This is a genomic window from Cupriavidus alkaliphilus, assembly GCF_014191175.1.
In the GTDB taxonomy this organism is placed as follows: Bacteria; Pseudomonadota; Gammaproteobacteria; order Burkholderiales; family Burkholderiaceae; genus Cupriavidus; species Cupriavidus alkaliphilus.
Genome location: NZ_JACHWE010000003.1, coordinates 654,173 through 674,647, shown reverse-complemented (window position 1 = coordinate 674,647; position 20,475 = coordinate 654,173). Strand labels below are relative to the sequence as shown.

Here is a 20,475-nt window from a genome sequence, read left to right as displayed (position 1 = left end):
GCGCTAGCCGGGCAGCCGCTCGATGGCGCGCTTGCCCTGCGCCACCGCCGCCGTCAGCGAAGGGCTGCCGGCGTTGTCGCTGTTGGCGATGCTGATGTTGCCGACGCCGGCCAGCCCGGGCCACGCCGCCTCGGGCGCCACGTTCTCGCCGGCCAGGCTGTCGGGCATGTAGCTGTAGCCGTGCGCCCAGCGGTTGACGGTGATGCCGCGGATCACGTCCTTCGAGGCAAAGCCCTGGTGCCCCAGCATGCGGTCGAGCTGCGCGCGGATGTCGCGCTCCATCGCATCGAAGGGCGTGCCCAGCAGCAAGGCGCGGCCGGCGCGGAAGCGGTCGCGCGCGGGCATGCCGCTGTCGGGCACGGTCGGCACATAGAGCATGTGCAGCACCGCCGGGTCGGAGGGTTCCCGGCCCGCGGGCGGCTCCAGCCAGAGATCGGTGTAGGGCATGGCCGGCGCATGGATGCGGCGCGTGCGCAGCGCGGCAAACGCCTGCCAGTGGTCCAGCGCCACCTTGGTATAGACCAGCGGCGCCTTGGCCTCGTTGTGCAGCGTGGCCTTCTGCTGCGCCGGCAGCGACGGCAGCAGGTACGGGATCATCATGTTGTAGCCGGCCAGCACCACGTGGCGCGCCTCGACCCGATGCAGGTTGCCGCTGAAGCCATAGGTCACGCGCGTGATCGGGCCGTCGGGCTCGACCGCGATCGCGGTGCTGTTCAGGCGCAGGCGCACCGGGTCGCCTTCGCGATCCAGGCGGCCGTAGTCGAACGCCGCCGATACCACCTGCGCCGGCGCGGCCACGCGCGCCACGCCCGGGATCAGGCTCTGCACCAGCAGCCGCGCCAGCGAGGCATTGCCATCGGCAAACCACAGCCGCGAACCGGGCGACTTGCCCAGCCGCGCATTGCCCGCCGGCGCCGGCATGTTGGCGCCGGCGGGCAGGCCGATGGCGATGGCGTCGGCCACCGAGATGCCGTCGGCATCGAGTGCGTAGGCATCGAGACTGCGGCTGCGCAGGAAGCGCTGCCCGGCCAGGCCGATGCCGGCCTTGTCGCGCAGGAAGGCGGCGTAGCGCATGGTGCGCAGCGCCGCGCTGCGTTCAGCGCCCGACAGCGCCGGCAGGTAATCGGTGGTGCCGGCGGCCAGCCGCGCCAGCGCGGCGCGGTCCGCCGCGGGCAACGGCGCGCGGTCCAGAAAGCGCGACAGCGCCGCCGCATCCGGGCCGCCCGCGCGCGCGCCGCTGCGCGCGTCGATCGCTTCGCCGAAGGGGTCGCCCGCCACCCACTGGTCGCGCCCGAAGTGCTCGGCATCGAAGAACACCGCGCGGCCCATGCCGAGCGCGGCATACGGGTCCGCGGACGCGGCGGGCGGACGCGCGGCATCGAGCCCGAGCCCGGCCAGCAGCTCGCGCACCGCCGCGTCGCCTGCCGCGCTTGCCGGCATCTCGGCGCTGCCGCCATAGGTCACCAGCCGCTTGCCGCGCACCGTGAACTCGTTGCGCTTGGCGTGGCCGCCGAAATCGTCGTGGTTGTCCAGGATCAGGATGCGGCGGTTGGCGCCGAAGCGGCGGCGGTAGAACCACGCCGCCGCCAGGCCGCTGAGACCGCCGCCCACCACCACCAGGTCGAAGGCCTCGCGCGCCAGCACTGCGGGATACTTCGCGCCTTCGCGCGCCAGGCTGTGGGCCAGCGTGTAGGTGCCGGCATGGTTGCCGCGCAGCCCGGTCAGCGCCGGCGGGTACGCGGCGGCTGGCGCGCCCGCGCGCGGCTGCGCGTGCAGCAGCTGCGCCGGCGCCAGCCCCGCGGCAATGGCCAGCGCGGTGCCATTGAGGAAGTCTCTTCGGGTGATCGTCATCGGCGGCTCATGGTTGGGCGTCGGCCTGGCGCTGCGCGGCCAGCGCCCGGCGCCGCGCGGCTACGTCGGCCTCTGCCACCGGCGTGGCGCGGTTGCCCCAGCTGCCGCGGATAAAGGTCAGCACGTTGGCCAGCTCCTGGTCGTCCAGGGTCCAGCCATAGCCGGGCATGTGGTAGTCCGACGGCGCGGTCCCCACCCGAGCGGTCACGGCGCCGTCGAGCAGCAGGTTGACCAGCGATGCCGGATCCGGATCGGCCACGGTCGGGCTGCCGGCCAGCGGCGGGAATACCCGGGCGAAGCCCTTGCCGTCGGCACCATGGCAAGGCATGCAGAACACCGCATACTGGCGCGCGCCGGGCAGGTCGAAGCGGCCCTGCCGCAGCTGCTGCGCCGTGGCGGGATCGTGCCGGAACGGCTTGTCTTCGCCGCGCGCGCCCGGCAGGGACTTGAGGTAGGCGGCAACCGCGTCGAGGTCGGCCGGGGTCATGTACTGGGTGGCGGTGGAAACTACCGTGGACATCGGCCCGAACGAGGTCGCGTGCGCATTGCGCCCGGTGCGCAGGAATTCCGCGATGTCCGCGCGCGACCAGGCGCCCAGCCCGGTGAGCTGGTCGCCGGTCAGGTTGGTGGCGGACCATCCCTCCACGCTGGCCCCGGACAGGAAATGCCGGCTGCGCTCATCCAGGCCCTTCTCGGCGAACAGCGTGCCGCGCGGCGTATGGCAGGCGCCGCAATGCGCCACCGCCTGCACCAGGTAGGCGCCGCGGTTCCAGGCGGCGTCGCGCGACGGCTCGTTGCGGACCGGTTTGTCATCGAGAAACAGCACGTTCCACACCGCCAGCAGGCCGCGCATGCCGAACGGCCAGCGCATCTGCGGCGCGGGGTTGCGCTGCGCCACCGGTGCCACCTCGGCGCGCAGGTAGGCGTACAGGGCCGCCACGTCGTCGCCCTGCATGCGCGCATACGACGGGTACGGCATCGCCGGATACAGGCGCTTGCCGTCGCGCGCCACGCCGTGACGCACGGCGCGGTCGAACTCGGCCAGCGTGTAGGCGCCGATGCCGCTGCCGGCATCGGGCGTGATATTGGTCGAATAGAGCGTGCCGACCGCGGTGCGGATCGGCAGCCCGCCGGCAAAGGGCTTGCCGCCCGCGCTGGTATGGCAGGCGGCGCAGTTGGCGATGCGGGCCAGGTAACGGCCGCGCTCGACCTGCTGCGCGTCGCCGGCGGCCTGCGCCAGGCCCGCGGGCAGCAGCAGCGCCAGCGCCAGGCCGGCCAGGTTGCGCAACGCGCGGGACACAGCGAGGCCCGGCCCGTGACAAGGGAAGCGCATGGGTGCAGTCAGGTCATGCCGCCGACACGGCCCAGTTGGCCGCCAGCACCAGGCAGGCCACCAGTGCGGCGGCGACGGCCACGCCGGTCGCGATCAGCGGCACCGGGCGCAGGTTGTCCAGGTCGCGCTGGTGCTCGCTGCCCTGGCGCAGGCCGAAGAAGCCCCACAGCACGGTCCGCAACAGCCTCAACGGGTTCATGGCATCTCCTGGCACAACGGCAACGGGTATCGGGTCGAGAGGCCGATTATGGTCCGGCGCCGCCTGCCATACCAGCATCAGATAACTGGAAAAATTACGTATCAGTTGGTTGCGCCCGGGCGATAATCCCCTGACCGACGCCGCCCTGCCCCCACCATGAAACGGTACGAAGCCCTGGCCGAAACCCTGGCCGCCGACATCCGCAACGGCAGCCTGCCCCCGGGCACGCGCCTGCCGTCGATCCGCAAGACCGTGGCCCAGTACGGCGTCAGCCCGTCGACCGCGTTCCAGGCCTATTACCGGCTGGAAGAGCGCGGACTGGTGCGGGCGCGCGAGCGCTCCGGCTACTACGTGGCGGGCGCGGCGCGGCGCGAGCTGCCGCAGCCGCAGGCGCGCCCGTCGCGGCAGGTGTCGACGCAGGTGGACATCTCCAAGCTGGTGTTCGCCGTGCTCGAAGGCGCGCGCGACCGCGAGCTGGTGCAGTTCGGCTCGGCCTTTCCGTCGCCCGAGCTGTTCCCGTGGGAGCGGCTGGGCAAGTCGCTGGCGCGTGCCGGCCGCGCGCTCGACCCGTGGTACTCGGTCAACGACCTGCCGCCCGGCAATGCCGCGCTGCGCCGCCAGATCGCGCTGCGCTACCTCGGCGCAGGCGCGCCGCAGCCGGCCGAAGACCTGGTCGTCACCAACGGCGCGCTCGAGGCGCTGAACCTGTGCCTGATGGCGGTGACGCAGCCGGGCGACGTGGTCGCGATCGAATCGCCCGGCTTCTATGCCTCGCTGCAGGCGCTGGAGCGGCTGCGGCTCAAGGCCGTCGAAATCCCGGTCGACCCCGCCGAAGGCATCGACCTGGGCGCGCTCGACACGGCGCTGTCGCGCCACCCGGTCAAGGCGTGCTGGTTCATGACGCAGTTCCAGAACCCGCTCGGCGCCAGCATGTCGGAGGACAAGAAGAAGGCGCTGGTGGCCCTGCTCGCGCGCCATCAGGTGCCGCTGATCGAGGACGACGTCTATGGCGAGCTCTACTTCGGCAACCGCTGCCCGCTGCCGGCCAAGGCCTTCGATACGCAAGGGCTGGTGATGCATTGCAGCTCGTTCTCCAAGACCCTGGCGCCGGGCTTCCGCATCGGCTGGGTCGCGCCGGGCCGCTTTGGCGAGGCGATCCAGCGGCTCAAGCTGATGACCACGCTGTCGGCCGGCGTGCCCGCGCAGGTGGCGCTGGCCGAATACCTGCAGCATGGCGGCTACGACAAGCACCTGCGCAAGCTGCGCCACGTGCTGGAGATGCAGCAGGGCCGCATGATCGATGCGATCGGCCGGCATTTTCCGGAACAGGTGCGGGTGTCGCGGCCCGAGGGCGGGTATTTCCTGTGGGTGGAGTTCGCGGCCGGCTTCGATGCACTGGCCTTGCACCATGCCGCGCTGGAAGCCGGTATCGGCATCGCGCCGGGGCCGATTTTTTCGGCGCGGCAAGGCTACCGCAACTGCATCCGGCTCAACTATGGCCACCTGTGGAACGACGAGGCCGAGGCCGCGGTGGCCACGCTGGGGCGGCTCATCGCGCAGCAGCCGGCCGGCTAGCGCGCGCCGCGATGGCGGCGCAGCGCCCACTCCAGCGCCTCGAACGCAGCCTGCACCGCCAGCGCCAGCACCGCGGCCGGGATCGCGCCGGCGAGCAGCAGCGTGGTGTCGTTCAGCGCCAGCCCGGTGGCGATGCGCTCGCCGAAACCGCCCGCACCGACGAACGCCGCGATGGTGGCCGTGCCCACGCTGATGATGGCCGCGGTCTTGACGCCGGCCAGCAGCACCGGCAACGCCAGCGGCAGCTCGACGTAGCGCAGTACCTGGCCACCGCGCAACCCGAGCGCGCGGGCTGCGTCGCGCATGCCCGCTGGCACCTGCTCCAGTCCGGTGGCGGTGTTGCGCACGATCGGCAGCAACGCATACAGGAACAGTGCCACCAGCGCGGGCCACACGCCGATGCGGCCCAGCAGCGGGATCAGCATCGCCAGCAGGGCCAGCGACGGCACGGTCTGCAGCACGCTGACGGCACCCAGCACCACCTGGCCGGTGCGCCGCCGGCGCGCGGCCAGGATGCCCAGCGGCACGCCGGCCAGCGTGGCCGCACCGACCGCGCCGGCCACCAGGCCGACATGGCGCCGCGCCAGCCGGTTGGTATCGGGCCCAAGCAGTGCGCCGAGCAGGCCGCGACCGCTGGTACCGGCCGCAGCGGCCTCGGATGCCGGCGCCGCGGCGGTTTCGGTGCCGGGGTTCGGGCCCTGGGCCAGGAACTCTCGCGCGACGAGATCGAACGGCTTGCGGTCGATCTCCGCCGCGGCGTTCATCGCCACCATGTCGGCCGCGCTGATGCGGCCCGACAGGCGCTGCAGCGCCTGCCACGCCTGCGGGAAGCGCCGCGGCACGTCCAGCCGGTACACCACCACGGCGTCATAGCGCGGGAAATAGCGGCGGTCATCTTCGAGCACGCGCAGCCGGTACTTGAGGATCTTGGCGTCGGTCGAATAAATGTCGATGGCATCCACCTGCCCCGCTGCCAGCGCCTCATAGGCAACGCCGTGGTCCAGCCCGACCGGCTGCTGCGGCAGGCGATAGCGGCTGGCAAGACCGGGCCAGCCGTCCGCCCGGCCGAGGAATTCATGCGACAGGCCCAGCCGCAGCCGTGGCTGCGCGGCCAGGTCGCTGAGCCGGCGCAGGTGGAGCGGGCGGGTATCGGAGACGGCCAGGGCGTAGGTGTTTTCGAAGCCGAGCGGGATCGTGGCGCCGAGCCCCAGCGGGGCCAGTGCCCGCTGGATGTCCTCCAGGCCGGCGCCAGGCGGCAGCTTCAGGATCTCGGCGGCGAGCGTGCCGGTGTACTCGGGATAGAGGTCGATGCTGCCGGCCTTGAGCGCCTCGAACACGATCGCGGTATTGCCCAGCCCCTGATGGTGCTGCGCGGTGCCAGGCGGGCCAGCAGCCTGCGTCAGCAGTTCGCCAAGGACGTAGGACTCGGTAAAGCGCTTGGAGCCGACGCGCAGCGGGTCGGCGGCCTGCGCGGGCTCCGCAATCACAAGTGCCGTTGTCAGCACCAAAAGTGCCACGCGCCACAGCGTGGCCCTTACATGGTCATGCCAATTGCCGGGGAGCCAGGCAAACACATCCGTCCTTTTGGTGGGCCGGTGTGCGTCCGGCATCTCTACATCATAGCCGCGGCATAGCCTTATCCCGAAATAGTATTTGCCAATTGCATGATGGACACGTCAGAATCCAGATTACATATACATTGCCAACGTCAACCACCGCCCAATGGAAATCCGGCAACTGGAAGCCTTCGCCGCAGTCGTCACCACCGGTAGCGTCACCGCCGCCGGGCGGCTGCTCGGCCGCTCGCAGCCGGCCATCACGCGGCTGATCCAGGAGCTGGAGGCGGAACTCGGCTTCGCCCTGTTCACCCGCAGCGGCCCGCGCGTCAGCCCGACCGAGCAGGGTTTTTTGCTCTACGACGAGGTCGAGCAGACGCTGGCGGGCATGCAGCAGATCCGCACGCGCGCCGCGGCGCTGGCGCGCGGCGATGGCCGGCCGCTGCGCATTGCCGCCACCCCGGCACTGGCCGCGGGCCTGCTGCCGCCGGCGCTGGCGCTGGCGTTCGCGCGCGGGCTGTGCGCGCCGGAGCGCGTCGCGGTGCAGAGCCAGTCGCCCGAACAGGTGGTGCACGCGGTGCTGACCGGCGCCGCCGACATCGGCCTGAACAGCCTGCCGCTGGAGCACCGCGGCGTGACCGTGCACTGGATCGGCCAGTCCGCCTGCGTGGCGGCGCTGCGTGCCGACGACCCGCTGGCGGCGCAGCCCGCCATCGCGCTGCATGACTGCCGCGGCCGCCGCCTGATCACCATGCACAACCCCTACCGGCTGCGCCGCCGCGTCGACCGCGCGCTGGCCGCCGCCGGGGTGCCGGCGGCGGGCGTGATCGACACCAACACCTCGATCAGCGCCCTGACCCTGGTGCGCGCCGGGCTGGGCATCGCGCTGCTGGAGCCGGTGACCGCGCGCGGGCTGCCGCTGACCGATATCGCGGTGCGGCCCATCGATGCCGATATCCCGTTCTTTTTCGGGGTGATCACGCCGCAGGCACGCCCTGCCAGCGCCGCCGTGCAGGGGCTGGTGCAGGCGGTGGCCGACGCCGCTGCCGCGCTGCTGCCCGACCTGGTGCGGCGCGAGCCGGCGGAGCACGGCGCGCTGCTGCAATCGCTCTATGGTGACGCGGGCGGCCCGGATGATGCGGGCGATGCCACGGACCGTCCAACCCAGGATTCGAGACTGACTAGCCATGACTGACCCCACCGTTGCGACCGTTCCCCCGCCCCCGGGCCTGGCCGCCCTCGAAGCCCGGCTGCGCCAGGACCTGTCCTGGCTGGAGCTGCCCGCCAAGGCCTGGACCATGCCGCGCAGCGTCGACGGGCAGGAGGTGCTGGACGTCGCCGTGATCGGCGGCGGCATGGCCGGCCTCGCGGCAAGCGCCACGCTGACCCACCTCGGTATGCGCGTGCGCGCCTTCGACCGCGCCCCGGCGGGCTATGAAGGCCCGTGGGCGACCACCGCGCGCATGGAGACGCTGCGCTCGCCCAAGCAGCTGACCGGTCCCGCGCTGGGCCTGCCGGCACTGACCTTCCGCGCCTGGTACGAGGCCCAGTTCGGCGAGGCCGCGTGGCAGGCGCTGGACAAGATCCCGCGCCTGCAATGGATGGATTACCTGCGCTGGTACCGCCAGGTGCTGGCGCTGGATATCCGCAACGAACACCAGGTCGAGCGGATCGTGCCGCGCCCCGACGGGCTGGTGGCGCTGTCGCTGCAGGCCCCGGCCGGCCCGCTCACGGTGCTGGCGCGCCGCGTGGTGCTGGCCACCGGCCGCGACGGCCTCGGCGGCGCCTACGTGCCGCCGTTGGCCGCCGCGCTGCCGCGCCACCTGTGGGCGCATTCGTCGGACCAGATGGACTACGCCGCGCTGCGCGGCAAGCGCGTGGGCGTGGTCGGGGCCGGCGCCTCGGCCATGGACAGCGCCGCGACCGCGCTGGAGGCCGGTGCCGCCAGCGTCGAGATGCTGATCCGCCGTGCCGACATTCCGCGCGTCAACAAGAGCAAGGGCGCCGGCAACCCGGGCCTGACCTTCGGCCACTACGGCCTGTCCGACGCCTGGAAATGGCGCCTGCGCCATTACATCAACAGCCAGCAGGTGCCGCCGCCGCGCGGCAGCACGCTGCGCGTGTCGCGGCATACCAATGCGTACTTCAACCTGGGCGCCGCGCTGGAAGCGATCGAGGCGCAGGGCGACGTGCTGCGCGTGCGCACCCCGCAGGGCGAGTTCGAACTGGACTTCCTGATCTTCTCCACGGGCTTCCGCATCGCGCTGGAAACGCGCCCGGAGTTCGCCGCCTTCGCCGCGCATATCCGCTTCTGGCGCGACCGCCATGCGCCGCCCGCGGGCCAGGAAGACCGCGAGCTGTCCGATTCGCCCGATCTCGGCGAAGCCTTCGAATTCCAGGAGAAGACACCCGGCGCCTGCCCGGGCCTGACGCGCATCCACTGCTTCTGCTATCCGGCGGCGCTGTCGCACGGCACCGTGTCCGGCGACATCCCGGCGATCAGCGACGGCGCGCGCCGGCTTGGCCAGGGCATTGCCGCGCGGCTGTACCAGGAAGACATCGAGCTGCACTACGCCGCGCTGCGGGCCTATGCCGAGCCCGAAGTCTTCGGCGACGAATGGGTGCCGGCGCCGCCGCCGGCGCTGCGCACCGCCAAGGCCTGAAGCCACCCCGACCCAACTCACGCAAGATCCCACCAGAGCCTCCGATGACCCAGCCCCCGACTTCCGCGGTCGACCTGATCGACCAGCTCACCGGCCTCGCGCCGGGCAGCGCCACCCACGCCCTGCGGCACCAGCGCGACAAGGTCGTGGCTGCCACCCAGGGCAGCTACGATGCTTTGTTCGACCCCGACCTGCCCGGCCTGGCGCTGGCGGAACGGCTGCTGGTGGCGCTGTACGCCGCCCGGCTGACGCCGTCGCCGGCACTGGCCGCGCACTACCGGGGCCGGCTTGAACAGCTCGGCATCGATGCCAGCCAGGTCCGCGCCGCGGCCGAGGGCACGCCCGCGGACATCGCCGAGCCGCGCCTGCGCGCCATGCTCGAATTCACCCGCAAGCTGATCGAGAAACCGGTCGAGGGCGACCAGGCCGCGCTGCTGGCGCTGCCCGCCGCCGGCCTGGGCACCCCGGCGGTGGTCACGCTGGCGCAGCTGGTCGCGTTCCTCTCCTACCAGGTGCGGCTGGTGGCCGGACTGGACGCACTGAAAGCCCTGAACGACAACGGAGCCCTGGCATGAGCGAAATCATCAAATCCCACGGCTTCACCAACGAAGTGCTCGACTGGAAGGCATGGCTGGACGTGGTCGACCTCGACCAGGCCACGCCGGAGCAGATCGCCGTGCTCGAGGAAAGCCACCCCAAGGCCAAGGTGCAGGACTACTACCGCTTCCTGGTCCACCAGCCCGAGATCCTGCGCCAGCGCTCGACCGCCTTCAACGCCATCATGTACGCGCCCGGCGGCATGCCGCGCGCCGAACGCGAGCTGTCGACCACGGTGGTGTCGCGCATCAACGGCTGCGTGTATTGCGCATCGGTGCACGCGCAGCGGTTCGAGCAACTGGCCAAGCGCAACGACGTGATCCGCCAGGTCTTCGACGATCCCTACACCGCCGGCACCACCGCGCGCGAACGGGCCATCGCCACGTTCTCGGCGGAACTGACCGAGCGGCCGGCCGAGGTCACCGCCGAACAGCTCAAGCCGCTGCGCGAGGCCGGATTGAGCGATGGGGAGATCCTGGACCTGATCCACTCGATTGCCATCTTTGCGTGGGCGAACCGGTTGATGCTGAATCTTGGGGAGCCGGTGTTTCCGGATCAGGCCGGGGGCTGAGGGCCGAATGTTTGCTCTCCTCGCCCACTTCGCGGGAGAGGAGAGCGTGTGCCCCGATGGCATGCAAGCTGCGCTGTCGCAAGGGACAGCTCAGTTGCCGGCGCCTTCGTAATGCACCGCCAGCCAGACCGTCGGCTGCCCTTCGTCCGTCCACGCCACACGATGCCGGCATTGCGCGGGCAAGTGCAGCCAGTCGCCGGGCCGCATCACATGCCGGCCTTGCTTGCCCTCGATCTCCAGCGCAGCACTGCCGCTGACCAGCAGCACCCACTCGGCTTGCGCGCTGTTGTACCAGAACCCTGCCGGACTGGCCTGCCCGTTGGAGACGATCCGCTCGATCTTCAGGCCAGGCCGCGCCAGCAGCGGCTGGAACACTTCCTCCGCCAGGTTCACCGGCACGTCGGCCAGCAAGCTTCCATGCTCGAGCGCCATCACCGCCTCCCGAAGGTAACGTTGCGTTATTCCGACGGCCCGGGCGCCAGCACGTCGCGCGCGCCGTTGCGGCCCATCGGCGACACCAGCCCGGCCGCTTCCATCTGCTCGATCAGCCGCGCCGCGCGGTTGTAGCCGATGCGCAGCTGGCGCTGCACCGCCGAGATCGAGGCGCGGCGGCTGGTCAGCACGAAACTGGCGGCTTCGTCGTAGAGCGGGTCGGCCTCGCCGTCGCCGCCGCCATCGCCGAACAGGTCCGCGCCGCCGGCCTCGGCCGGGTCGCCGGCAAGGATGGCGTCATCGTAGTCCGGCTCGCCGAACTGCTTCCAGTGCTCGACCACGCGGTGCACTTCGTCGTCGGCGACAAAGGCGCCGTGCACGCGCTGCGGATAGCCGGTGCCCGGCGGCAGGAACAGCATGTCGCCCTGGCCGAGCAGGCTCTCGGCGCCCATCTGGTCGAGGATGGTGCGCGAATCGATCTTGGACGAGACCTGGAACGCCACGCGCGTCGGGATATTGGCCTTGATCAGGCCCGTGATGACGTCGACCGAGGGGCGCTGCGTGGCCAGGATCAGGTGGATGCCGGCGGCACGCGCCTTCTGCGCCAGGCGCGCGATCAGTTCCTCGATCTTCTTGCCGGCGACCATCATCAGGTCGGCCAGCTCGTCGATCACCACCACGATCATGGGCAGGCGGGACAGCGGCTCGGGCGCGTCCGGCGTCAGCGAGAACGGGTTGGGCACCTTCTGTCCCGCGGCCTCGGCGGCGCGGATCTTCTGGTTGTAGCCGGCCAGGTTGCGCACGCCCAGCGCCGACATCAGCTTGTAGCGCTTTTCCATTTCGCCGACGCACCAGTTGAGCGCGTGCGCGGCCTGCTTCATGTCGGTGACCACCGGCGCCAGCAAGTGCGGGATGCCCTCGTAGACCGACAGCTCCAGCATCTTGGGGTCGATCATGATCAGGCGCACGTCTTCCGGCGTGGCCTTGTACAGCATCGACAGGATCATGGCGTTGACGGCCACCGACTTGCCCGAGCCGGTGGTGCCGGCCACCAGCAGGTGCGGCGCGCGCGCCAGGTCGGTCACCACGGGGTTGCCGGTGATGTCCTTGCCCATCGCCAGCACCAGCCGCGAATGATGCGCCTGGAACGAGGCGGCATTGACGATCTCGGACAGCCGGATCATCTGCCGGCGCGCGTTGGGCAACTCCAGCCCCATGCAGGTCTTGCCGGGAATGGTCTCGACCACGCGGATCGAGGTCACGCCCAGCGCGCGCGCCAGGTCCTTCATCAGTCCCACCACCTGCGCGCCGCGCACGCCCATGGCGGGCTCGACCTCGAAGCGGGTGATTACCGGGCCGGCGCCGGCGCCGACCACGGCGACCGGCACCTTGAACTCTGCCAGCCGCTGGGCAATCAGTTCGCCGGTTTCGCGCAGGCGTTCTTCCGACACCTGCTCGGCGCTGTCGACTTCGCCTTCCAGCAAGTCCGCCGGCGGCAGGCGGTAATCGACCGCCGGGCGCGGCGACGGTGGCGCCACCGGTGCGGGCGCGGGTGCGGACGCCGGGGCGGCGGCAGGCTGCGTCGCGGCTGCCAGCGGCACGGTGCGCCCGACCACGGCGGGCAGCACGATGCGGGGCTTGGCGGGAGGCGGCGACGGCAGGCTGGCTGCCGCGGCTTCGACAAGTGCCTGGGGTTCGGTGGCTTCCACTGCTTCCACTGCTTCCACTGCTTCGGCTGCATCGGCCAAGTCGATGGCCGGCAACGCCTCCGGCTCGACGGCTTCGCTGACCAGATCGTTGCCATCCATCAGGGCGCTTTCCGTGCCGGCGTCTTCGGCCGGGACCAGCGCCACGGCGTCGGGCTCGGGCTCGCTGCCCTCCTCCATCGCGGAACTTGCCACCGCGTGGGCTACGGCGTCGGCGTCGTGCTCCGGCGCGCTTGCTTGGGGTTCCCAAGCGGTCTCGTCCGTGCTGTCCGGCACGTCGGCCAACAGCGTTTCGGCTTCCGCTCCGACGAGGGCTTCCGCCGCGACGTCAGCCAGCGGCGGTGTCGCAACCGGGTCGGGCTCTGCTGCGTTCGCCTCGATGGCCAGCTCCGCGGCCGCTTCGGGCATGGCCACCGGCAAGGGGTCCGATGCCGGGTCAGCCGACTGCACTGTCGCGGACTTGCCCGCCAGGGCCTGCAACTCGGCGAGCAGGTCGAGCGCTTCCTGCCGGAGCGCGGCCAGCGATGGGGCATCGCCATCCAGCGCAAGGGGTTCGGCCGGGACGGCGGTAACGGCGTCGTCGACCGGAACGGAAGCAGTGGCCGGCGCCGCCGGCACGATTTCCGGCTCTGGCGTCGGCTCTGTCTCGGGTACGGCGATTACCTGCGGCGCTGGTGCGACGGCATCCCGTTCGGCACTGGCGGCCGCCTGCGCGGCGACAACGATCTCGGCCGGGGCGGTGGCAGTGTCGGTGGCGGCGACAGCGGCGGCGGTGGCCGGCACTGCGGATGCGGCGGCGGGCTTCGCGGACGCTTCCGGCAGCGTCGTGATCGCCGAACGGACCAGCGGCTGCGGCTGGCGGAACGGGCTGCTGACCACGGTGCCGCGCAACGGCTGTGCCGGCCGCGGCGCGGGGGCCGGTGCGGGCACGGCAGCGGCGGCCGGCTTGCGTGCCGCCGGCTGGGCGGGACGCGTTGCCGGCGCGGCGGGAGCCGGCGCTGGCTGCGGGGCACGCACCGGCTTGTTCGCGCCCGGCGCGTCGGCATGATGCAGCCAGAGCTCGCCCGGCTGCGGCGGCGATTCACGGGTGCGGCGCGGCGGCTGCCAGGCGGGCTGGCGGCGCGCGGAGACGGCTTCAAAACTGCGATGGCGCGGCGCGGGCGCGGTCCAGCCGGCGTTGCCCGCCGCCGGTGCATCGCGGCGCTCGGCCTCGCGCAGCGGCTGGGTGGCGGCGAAGGTCACCGGCGCCTCCTCGGGCGCCGCGGCAGGCGCGGCGGCGCGGCGCGGCTTGCGTGCGAACAGGCTGCGCCAGGTTTCGCCGAACACCATCGGCGCGGCCAGTGCCAGCACGCCCAGCATCAGCAGCAAGGCGCCGGTCCAGCCGAACAGGTTGCCGAAGCCGCCGGCCAGCGCGCGGCCGGCGGCGCCGCCCGCGCCCGATTCGGGATCGTCCCCGCCGGTCAGCGCCTCCAGGCAGGCGCTCGCGCACAGCACCGCCAGCGTGCCCAGCCACACGCGCAGCGAGCCGGGCCCGGCCAGGCGCCGCTCGCCGGCCAGCCAGCGCGTCGCCAGCCGCCACAGCAGCGGTACTATCCAGAAAGTCGAGAACCCGAACCAGCCCAAACCCATTATCGACATGCCATCTTCAAAACACCGGGCAGCGATTGTAGCGGTTATGACAGTCGGCGATTGAATCGGAAAGCGCAAATATTCGTAACGCGGCGCTTTATCAACGCCATTGCGCCACAATGCCAGGGCGAGCGCGGGCACATTCACGACCACGCTGACTGCCGGGCCATCACGCCGCCGCCTGGCGCAGCCGCGCCGCGCTACCATTCGGCAAACCCGGCCGCATCGCATGCCGGCGGCCCGCCGCCCTTCCCTTCTCCTCACGCTCCATGCCAATCCGTTACGCCAGGCTGCGCATCCTCGTCGTTGAAGACCATCCGTTCCAGCGCGCCGCCGCCGAGGGCCTGCTGCGCCATGTCGGCGTGCAGGCCCTGACCAGCGCGCACAACGGCATGCAGGCGGCCGAGCTGCTGGCGCGCGAGCCGTTCGCCGTGGTGCTGTGCGATATCGAGATGCCGGGCTGCAATGGCCCCGAGCTGATCGCCGAATTGCACCGGCGCGGCCCGCGCGCCTTCGCCGGCGCGCCGCCGGTGTGGGTATGGGTCACGGCGCTGGCCGAAGACATCCTCGATTCCAACCGCGGCCTGGCGCATGCCGCCGGCATCCCGCGCGTGCATGCGCTGCGCAAGCCGCTGTCGCGCGATGCGCTCGAAGTGATCCTGGCCGATGCCCTGGTGCGCCAGGATGCCGCGGCGGGCGTACCCGCCTGGATCCCCGACGCCGAGGAACTGCTCGCCGCGACCCGCGCCGGCACGGACCTGCTGGTCATGCTGCAGCCCCAGCACGATATCGCCAGCGGCCGCCTGGTCGGGGCCGAAGCGCTGGTGCGCTGGCGCCATCCCGAGCATGGCCTGGTACCGCCCGACCAGTTCATCCCGCAGCTCGAGGCGCTGGACGCGGCCGACCCGGTGTTCTTCCTGGTCGCGCGCCAGTGCCTGGCGGCGCTGCAGCGCCTGCGCGCCGCCGGGGTCGGGATCTCGATAGGCCTCAACGCGTCGGCGCAGACGCTGTGCCGGCCGGGCGTGCTGGAATCGTTCGAGGCGCTGGTGGCCGCCAGCGGCGTGCCGAGGCAGGCGCTGACGGTGGAGCTGACCGAGGGTTGCCCGGTGCCCGACACGCTGGCGCTGTCGGTCGCGCTGAACCGGCTGCGGCTGCTCGGCTATGGCGTGGCGATCGACGATTTCGGCGTGGGCATCGCCACGCTCAAGCTGCTGGCGGACCTGCCGTTCACGCAGTTGAAAGTGGACCGGTCGTTCGTTGCCGAAGTCGACGGGCACGGCCAGCGCGCCACGATCTGCCGCAGCATGATCGGCCTGGCCCGGGAACTGGGGCTGGAATGCGTTGCCGAGGGCGTAGAGACCGACGCCCAGCGCGCCGCGCTGGTGGCGCTGGGCTGCCCGCTGGGCCAGGGCTACCTGTGGTCGGCGCCCAGGCCGGCAGAGGCCTTCGTCGCGGACGCCATCGAGCGGGCGACGGCAACGCCGCCGGCCTGAGCGGCGCCGCCGCCCTTACTGCCTGGCCCGGAACGGGTACTTGGCGAAGATCTGCGCCACGGTCTTGTCGATGCGCTGCTGGGCGCTGGCCTTGTCGCTGGTGTCGACACTGCCGACCGCCACGCCTTCCCACACCAGCTTCATCTGGCGCCGGTCGATCAGGTCGATGTTCACGGTGCCCTCGGTGTAGCGGTAGACGTCGTTATAGAAGCCGTAGCCCGGCCACGGCGCGTACAGCCCGCCGCGATAGCCGTAGTAGCCCATCATCGGCGCGGGTGCCGGGCTGACCTCCACCTTTTCCTGCAGCCTGGCATTGAAGTTGACCAGCAGGTCCGGCGCCTGCGCCGCGTAGCGGTAGCCGCGCGCGCCCAGTTCGCGCTGGACCGCGGTCTTGAAGTACTGGGTGGTCAGGCTCTCATAGCTCGCGCGGTCGGTGCCGGGACGCTCGACAAAGCCGAAGGTGCGGTAGGCACTGAAGTCGGTGGCGCGGTTGTAGTCGGTCTTGATGTCGGGCACGCTGGCGCAGCCCGACAGCAGCAGCGCCGCGGCCGCCATCGGGCCCGCAGCCCGGACCGCAAACGGGAAGAGTTGCCGGAACGCATTCACGATACATCTCCAGGGATCGGCGGCGCGCCCTGCCGCGCCGCCTCGGGCGCTAGTTGAGCTTGCCGTTGATGCCGCCCACGCTGAACCTGCCCGCCCCCAGCAGGGCCACCGCCAGCGCCGCAGCCAGGAACATGCCCTGCAGCTCGAGGGCCCAGCCGCCGGTCTTGGACAGCAGGGCGAGCTCCTTGCTGTGCACCAGCGCCACCGCGAACAGCATGTTGATGGCCACGACCAGCGCCGCCAGCCGGCTCCACAGCCCGATGATCAGCAGGATCGGCGCCACGACTTCGCCGATGTACACACCGTAGGCGACCCAGGCCGGCAAGCCGGTATCGGCGACGACCTTCGACACGAACCCGATGCCGGACTCGCCGGTCAGCTTGGCGATGCCATGCATCAGGATCAACACGCCAAGCACGATGCGCAGCAGCGCCTTGCCCAAGTCCTGGGAACCCTGAGAGCCACCCATGGCCATTCTCCTTGCCGTTGTCTATGAGAGGTGATCGAACCATGCGCCTTAGCCCTCACGCGCGTGGTTCGCCCCTGTACCTTAGTGCGAGCCGGCGTGAACGTAAAGCCGCAAATGCGCGACGCGCCCCGGCCCGGGCACGGCCCGAACACGGCCCGGCAGCGCCGTTGCACGTGGCGCAGGCAGCGCTACACCACGCGATGCATCGACGGCGGCCGCGGCTGCTGCATGCCGACCTTGTGCGCGCATTCGGGCAACACCTCGCCCAGGAAGTCGAGGAAGCGCCGGGTGGCCGGCGTCACGCCCTTGCGCGACGGGAACACCGCGTGCAGCGTGCCGACCGGCATGTCGTACTGCGGCAGCACCAGTTCCAGCTCGCCGTTCTCCAGCGCCTCGCGGCAGAACATGCGCGGCAGCATGGCCACGCCGACCCCGGCAATGGCGGCCTCGCGCAGCACCGCGAATTCATCCGTGACCAGGCGCGGATCGTAGGCAATCTGGATCGAATCGCCGGTCTTGCAGCGCAAGGTCCAGGCATGCTTGCCGTCGTGCGGCTGCTGGCCCACGCCCGGCATGCCGTCGAGCGCCTGCGGCGTGCGCGGCCGGCCGATGCTGTCGAGCAGCGCCGGGCTGGCCACCAGCATCAGCTCGCTTTCGCCAAAGGTGCGCACCGCCAGGCTGGAGTCTTCCATCACCTCGCGCACGCGCAGCGCCAGGTCGAAGCCCTCGCCGATCACGTCGACGCGCCGGTTGGTGGTTTCCAGTTCGATGCGCACCGCCGGGTTGGCGCGCATGAAGAGGCCGATCGCCGGCGCCAGCAGGATCTGGGCGATGGCGATCGGGCAGCTGACCCGCAGCGTGCCGCCGGGCTGCTCGCGCGCCTGCTCGATGACCTCGCGTGCCGCCGCGGCCTCGTTGAGCATGGCGCGGCAGCGTTCGTAGAAGGATTCGCCCAGCGGGGTCACGCGCACCTGGCGCGTGGTCCGGCGCAGCAGTTGCACGCCGAGATCGCGCTCGAGCTGGGCGATGCGCCGGCTCAGGCGCGACTTGGGCACGCCGGTGGCGCGGCTGGCCGCTGAAAAACTGCCGTGCTCGACCACTTGGGCGAACAGCGACAGGTCGTTGAGGTCTTGCATGGGTGGCTCCGGAGCCACGCGGACGGCCCGCAATCCCGCGGAGATGCCGTCCGGCATGGCGTTGCATCGGTAGAACAATCCTTTGCATTTTGCCTCACTACCGATACCAATGGCCAGCCGCTATCTTTCCTCCATCGCAACCGCATCCTTGTGGAGAAAGACATGAACATCCTGCAGATCGATTCCAGCGTCCTCGGCGACAACTCTGTTTCGCGCGGCCTGACCGCCAGCGTGGTGGCCGACCTGGTCGCCGCCAACCCGGGCGCCACCGTGACCGTTCGCGACCTCGACCAGGACGCCCCGGCGCACCTGTCGGGCAACCTGCTGCCGGTGCTGGGCGGCCCCAAGGACGGCCTGAACGCCGTGCAGCAAGCCGAACTGGAGCGCACCGAGCAGTGGCTGGCCGAGTTCCTCGCCGCCGACGTGCTGGTGGTGGGCGTGCCGCAATACAACTTCAGCATCCCCAGCCAGCTCAAGGCCTGGATCGACCGCATCGCGCAGGCTGGCCGCACCTTCAAGTACACCGAGAACGGTCCGGTGGGCCTGGCCGGCGGAAAGCGCGTGATCGTGGTGTCGTCGCGCGGCGGCGTGCGCCAGGATGCCAACGAGCTGGACCTGCACGAAAAGACCGTCGACGTCGTGTTCCGCTTCCTGGGCATCACCGACATCACCTACGTGCGCGCCCACGGCCTGGCGATGGGTCCGCAGTTCCGCGAGGCCGGCCTGGCCAGCGCCCGCACCGAGATCGCGGCACTGAACGACGCCAGCCGGCTGGCCGCCTGAAGCCGACCGGGGCCGCGGGGCCGGCGCTGTAGGACGGCGCCGGCTCGCCCCGGGAGCGGATCGGGTCTATGATGGTTCGGGGCGCTACGGCGCCCCGCGTGCCATGGGCGGCGCGCGGCCGCGGGCCACTGGCCGCGGCGGTGCACCGCCTGCAGTCATCGACCGATCCAACCCGGGAGCCCGCATGACTTCAGCCCTGTTGCCAGGAGCCGCCCTCCATCCGCCGCACGAACCCGCCCTGCTTTCGCAGTACCGGCATATACGCGCCGCCACCGAAACCCTGGTGGCCGACCTGTCCGATGCCGATGCCACCGTGCAGTCCATGGACGACGCCAGCCCGGCAAAATGGCACCTGGCGCACACCACGTGGTTTTTCGAGGAATTCGTGCTGGCTGCGCGCATCCCGGACTACGAGCCGGTGGACCCGGCCTACCGCTATCTCTTCAACTCGTACTATGAAGCGGTCGGTGCGCGCCATCCGCGGCCGCAGCGCGGGCTGCTGACGCGCCCGTCGCTGGACGAGGTGCTGGCGTACCGCGAGGCTGTCGACGAAGCGATGCTGTCGCTGCTGGGCAGCGCCCAGACCGACGACGAGGCGGCGCTGATCACGCTCGGCCTGCAGCACGAACAGCAGCATCAGGAACTGCTGCTGACCGACATGCTGCACCTGTTCGCGCAGAACCCGCTGCGCCCCGCCTTTGCCCCGGAACTGCCCGCCCCCGTGATTGCCGACCCGCGGCCCGCGCCGGACTGGATCGGCTTCGATGGCGGGCTGGTCGAAGTCGGCCACCGTGGCGAGAGCTTCGCCTTCGATTGCGAAGGCCCGCGCCACAAGACCTACCTGGCCCCCTTTACGCTGTGCTCGCACCCGGTCAGCAACCGGCAATGGTTCGAGTTCATCGAGGATGGCGGCTACCAGAGCACCGGGCTATGGCTGTCCGACGGCTGGCGCTGGGTCGGCGAGCAAGGCATCCAGGCGCCGCTCTACTGGGAAGAGCGCGAAGGCACCTGGTGGCAGATGACGCTGCGCGGCATGCATCCGGTCGACCCCGACAGCCCGGTGACCCACGTCAGCTTCTATGAGGCCGACGCGTTCGCGCGCTGGGCCGAACGCCGGCTGCCGACCGAGGCGGAATGGGAGCACGCGGCCAGCCGCCTGCCGGCCACCGGGAATTTTGTCGAGGGGCGCGCGCTGCGGCCGCTGCCGGACCGCCAGAACACCGCCGGCGTGCTGCGCCAGATGTTCGGCGACGTATGGGAGTGGACCGCCAGCGCCTTCCTGCCCTATCCGGGCTTCCGTCCCAACGCGGGCGCGGTGGGCGAGTACAACGGCAAGTTCATGAGCGGCCAGATGGTGCTGCGCGGCGGGTCGTGCGTCACCCCCGAATCGCATATCCGCGCGACCTACCGCAACTTCTTCTATCCGCACCAGCGCTGGCAGTTCACCGGAGTGCGGCTGGCCGACGACGTCTAGGGCCGCGCCCAGTATGGCGCCAGCCAGCGCCAGGCCAGCCAGGCAAGCGCGACCCACACCAGCACGATGACCACGGCGGCCGCGCGATTGCGCGGCCGTTGCGCATGGGTGGCCTGCCAGGCCTCGGCGCGGCCGCGGCATTCGTCCTTGACCGTGGCGGGGATCAGCCGCAGCGTGAACCAGATGCCCAGCGGCACCAGCAGCACGTCATCGAGATAGCCCAGCACCGGGATGAAGTCCGGGATCAGGTCGATCGGGCTGAAGGCATAGGCCACCACCAGCGCGCCCAGCAGCCGCGCCGCCCACGGCGTGCCGGGATGGCGGCTGCAGAACCACAGCATCAGCAGGCTGCCCTTGAGCCCGCGCGCCCACTGGCGCAGGCGCGAGCCGTTCGCCATCGGC

At 71.2% G+C, this 20,475-nt stretch carries 18 protein-coding genes; 8 read left to right on the top strand and 10 right to left on the bottom strand.

Annotated features, from left to right (window positions below; all coding sequences use genetic code 11):
• Positions 1-3: 3 nt before the first annotated feature.
• The 3 genes from FHX60_RS14705 to FHX60_RS14695 are packed head-to-tail and all read right to left on the bottom strand — an operon-like array spanning position 4 to position 3,383.
• Positions 4-1,851, bottom strand: a complete 1,848-nt coding sequence (locus FHX60_RS14705) for an NAD(P)/FAD-dependent oxidoreductase (RefSeq protein ID WP_183283769.1) — start codon at positions 1,849-1,851, stop codon at positions 4-6.
• Between the two features lie 7 nt (positions 1,852-1,858).
• Positions 1,859-3,184 (bottom strand): c-type cytochrome, encoded by a 1,326-nt coding sequence (locus FHX60_RS14700; RefSeq protein WP_183283768.1) that lies wholly within the window; start codon positions 3,182-3,184, stop codon positions 1,859-1,861.
• 13 nt (positions 3,185-3,197) lie between these two features.
• A complete protein-coding gene (locus FHX60_RS14695) occupies positions 3,198-3,383 on the bottom strand; it encodes a DUF2970 domain-containing protein (RefSeq protein ID WP_092316343.1) in 186 nt (61 codons plus the stop codon).
• Positions 3,384-3,539: 156 nt separating this feature from the next.
• Here FHX60_RS14695 and FHX60_RS14690 point away from each other — a divergent pair, with 156 nt between their 5' ends.
• Positions 3,540-4,958, top strand: coding sequence for an aminotransferase-like domain-containing protein (locus FHX60_RS14690; protein ID WP_112776929.1), 1,419 nt, complete (start codon positions 3,540-3,542; stop codon positions 4,956-4,958).
• On the opposite strand, the gene FHX60_RS14685 is transcribed toward FHX60_RS14690, so the two are convergent.
• Positions 4,955-6,463, bottom strand: a complete 1,509-nt coding sequence (locus FHX60_RS14685; RefSeq protein ID WP_258397096.1) for a glycine betaine ABC transporter substrate-binding protein — start codon at positions 6,461-6,463, stop codon at positions 4,955-4,957. The genes FHX60_RS14690 and FHX60_RS14685 overlap by 4 nt on opposite strands.
• A gap of 217 nt (positions 6,464-6,680) precedes the next feature.
• Here FHX60_RS14685 and FHX60_RS14680 point away from each other — a divergent pair, with 217 nt between their 5' ends.
• From FHX60_RS14680 to FHX60_RS14665, 4 genes are read left to right on the top strand one after another with little or no spacing between them, the layout of a single operon-like run.
• The gene (locus FHX60_RS14680; RefSeq protein WP_183283766.1) at positions 6,681-7,709 is read left to right on the top strand and encodes a LysR family transcriptional regulator; all 1,029 of its coding nucleotides are present in this window, start codon (positions 6,681-6,683) and stop codon (positions 7,707-7,709) included.
• Positions 7,702-9,177, top strand: a complete 1,476-nt coding sequence (locus FHX60_RS14675; protein WP_183283765.1) for an FAD-dependent oxidoreductase — start codon at positions 7,702-7,704, stop codon at positions 9,175-9,177. The genes FHX60_RS14680 and FHX60_RS14675 overlap by 8 nt, the downstream gene beginning before the upstream one ends.
• A gap of 44 nt (positions 9,178-9,221) precedes the next feature.
• Positions 9,222-9,752, top strand: coding sequence for a CMD domain protein (locus FHX60_RS14670; protein ID WP_112776933.1), 531 nt, complete (start codon positions 9,222-9,224; stop codon positions 9,750-9,752).
• Entirely contained in the window at positions 9,749-10,345 is a 597-nt protein-coding gene (locus FHX60_RS14665) for a peroxidase-related enzyme (RefSeq protein ID WP_116382642.1), read from the top strand. Before FHX60_RS14670 ends, FHX60_RS14665 begins: the two co-directional genes overlap by 4 nt.
• A 90-nt stretch (positions 10,346-10,435) precedes the next feature.
• Here FHX60_RS14665 and FHX60_RS14660 read toward each other — a convergent pair whose 3' ends face one another.
• Together FHX60_RS14660 and FHX60_RS14655 are read right to left on the bottom strand one after the other, a co-directional pair.
• Positions 10,436-10,777 (bottom strand): cupin domain-containing protein, encoded by a 342-nt coding sequence (locus FHX60_RS14660; protein ID WP_183283764.1) that lies wholly within the window; start codon positions 10,775-10,777, stop codon positions 10,436-10,438.
• A 26-nt stretch (positions 10,778-10,803) separates the two neighbouring features.
• Entirely contained in the window at positions 10,804-14,112 is a 3,309-nt protein-coding gene (locus FHX60_RS14655) for a DNA translocase FtsK 4TM domain-containing protein (RefSeq protein WP_183283814.1), read from the bottom strand.
• Between the two features lie 269 nt (positions 14,113-14,381).
• Here FHX60_RS14655 and FHX60_RS14650 point away from each other — a divergent pair, with 269 nt between their 5' ends.
• Positions 14,382-15,605, top strand: a complete 1,224-nt coding sequence (locus FHX60_RS14650; RefSeq protein WP_183283763.1) for an EAL domain-containing response regulator — start codon at positions 14,382-14,384, stop codon at positions 15,603-15,605.
• A 15-nt stretch (positions 15,606-15,620) separates the two neighbouring features.
• On the opposite strand, the gene FHX60_RS14645 is transcribed toward FHX60_RS14650, so the two are convergent.
• The 3 genes from FHX60_RS14645 to FHX60_RS14635 all read right to left on the bottom strand — a co-directional run bounded on the left by FHX60_RS14645 (position 15,621) and on the right by FHX60_RS14635 (position 17,816).
• Complete coding sequence (locus FHX60_RS14645) at positions 15,621-16,211, bottom strand: DUF4136 domain-containing protein (protein WP_375790539.1); 591 nt, start codon at positions 16,209-16,211, stop codon at positions 15,621-15,623.
• 49 nt (positions 16,212-16,260) lie between these two features.
• Positions 16,261-16,680 (bottom strand): DoxX family protein, encoded by a 420-nt coding sequence (locus tag FHX60_RS14640; protein WP_092316362.1) that lies wholly within the window; start codon positions 16,678-16,680, stop codon positions 16,261-16,263.
• A gap of 188 nt (positions 16,681-16,868) precedes the next feature.
• Entirely contained in the window at positions 16,869-17,816 is a 948-nt protein-coding gene (locus FHX60_RS14635) for a LysR family transcriptional regulator (RefSeq protein ID WP_092316364.1), read from the bottom strand.
• A 162-nt stretch (positions 17,817-17,978) separates the two neighbouring features.
• Between FHX60_RS14635 and FHX60_RS14630 the strand changes: the two genes are divergently transcribed.
• Both FHX60_RS14630 and egtB read left to right on the top strand, forming a co-directional pair.
• On the top strand, positions 17,979-18,599 hold the full coding sequence (locus tag FHX60_RS14630; protein WP_183283762.1) for an FMN-dependent NADH-azoreductase: 621 nt from the start codon (positions 17,979-17,981) through the stop codon (positions 18,597-18,599).
• 184 nt (positions 18,600-18,783) lie between these two features.
• Positions 18,784-20,073 carry an ergothioneine biosynthesis protein EgtB gene (gene egtB / locus FHX60_RS14625; RefSeq protein ID WP_092316368.1) on the top strand — a complete coding sequence of 430 codons (1,290 nt, stop codon included), beginning with the start codon at positions 18,784-18,786 and terminating at the stop codon, positions 20,071-20,073.
• On the opposite strand, the gene FHX60_RS14620 is transcribed toward egtB, so the two are convergent.
• Positions 20,070-20,471, bottom strand: a complete 402-nt coding sequence (locus FHX60_RS14620) for a YkvA family protein (RefSeq protein WP_112776938.1) — start codon at positions 20,469-20,471, stop codon at positions 20,070-20,072. The genes egtB and FHX60_RS14620 overlap by 4 nt on opposite strands.
• Positions 20,472-20,475: the final 4 nt, after the last annotated feature.

Bases quoted from the DNA above. Each gene is read 5' to 3' on its own strand.
- FHX60_RS14670 (WP_112776933.1), top strand. From the start codon at position 9,222: ATGACCCAGCCCCCGACTTCCGCGGTCGACCTGATCGACCAGCTCACC.
- FHX60_RS14675 (WP_183283765.1), top strand. From the start codon at position 7,702: ATGACTGACCCCACCGTTGCGACCGTTCCCCCGCCCCCGGGCCTGGCC.
- FHX60_RS14665 (WP_116382642.1), top strand. From the start codon at position 9,749: ATGAGCGAAATCATCAAATCCCACGGCTTCACCAACGAAGTGCTCGAC.
- FHX60_RS14690 (WP_112776929.1), top strand. From the start codon at position 3,540: ATGAAACGGTACGAAGCCCTGGCCGAAACCCTGGCCGCCGACATCCGC.
- egtB (WP_092316368.1), top strand. From the start codon at position 18,784: ATGACTTCAGCCCTGTTGCCAGGAGCCGCCCTCCATCCGCCGCACGAA.
- FHX60_RS14695 (WP_092316343.1), bottom strand. From the start codon at position 3,383: ATGAACCCGTTGAGGCTGTTGCGGACCGTGCTGTGGGGCTTCTTCGGC.
- FHX60_RS14705 (WP_183283769.1), bottom strand. From the start codon at position 1,851: ATGACGATCACCCGAAGAGACTTCCTCAATGGCACCGCGCTGGCCATT.
- FHX60_RS14650 (WP_183283763.1), top strand. From the start codon at position 14,382: ATGCCAATCCGTTACGCCAGGCTGCGCATCCTCGTCGTTGAAGACCAT.
- FHX60_RS14620 (WP_112776938.1), bottom strand. From the start codon at position 20,471: ATGGCGAACGGCTCGCGCCTGCGCCAGTGGGCGCGCGGGCTCAAGGGC.
- FHX60_RS14680 (WP_183283766.1), top strand. From the start codon at position 6,681: ATGGAAATCCGGCAACTGGAAGCCTTCGCCGCAGTCGTCACCACCGGT.
- FHX60_RS14660 (WP_183283764.1), bottom strand. From the start codon at position 10,777: ATGGCGCTCGAGCATGGAAGCTTGCTGGCCGACGTGCCGGTGAACCTG.
- FHX60_RS14640 (WP_092316362.1), bottom strand. From the start codon at position 16,680: ATGGGTGGCTCTCAGGGTTCCCAGGACTTGGGCAAGGCGCTGCTGCGC.
- FHX60_RS14700 (WP_183283768.1), bottom strand. From the start codon at position 3,184: ATGCGCTTCCCTTGTCACGGGCCGGGCCTCGCTGTGTCCCGCGCGTTG.
- FHX60_RS14655 (WP_183283814.1), bottom strand. From the start codon at position 14,112: ATGGGTTTGGGCTGGTTCGGGTTCTCGACTTTCTGGATAGTACCGCTG.
- FHX60_RS14630 (WP_183283762.1), top strand. From the start codon at position 17,979: ATGAACATCCTGCAGATCGATTCCAGCGTCCTCGGCGACAACTCTGTT.
- FHX60_RS14635 (WP_092316364.1), bottom strand. From the start codon at position 17,816: ATGCAAGACCTCAACGACCTGTCGCTGTTCGCCCAAGTGGTCGAGCAC.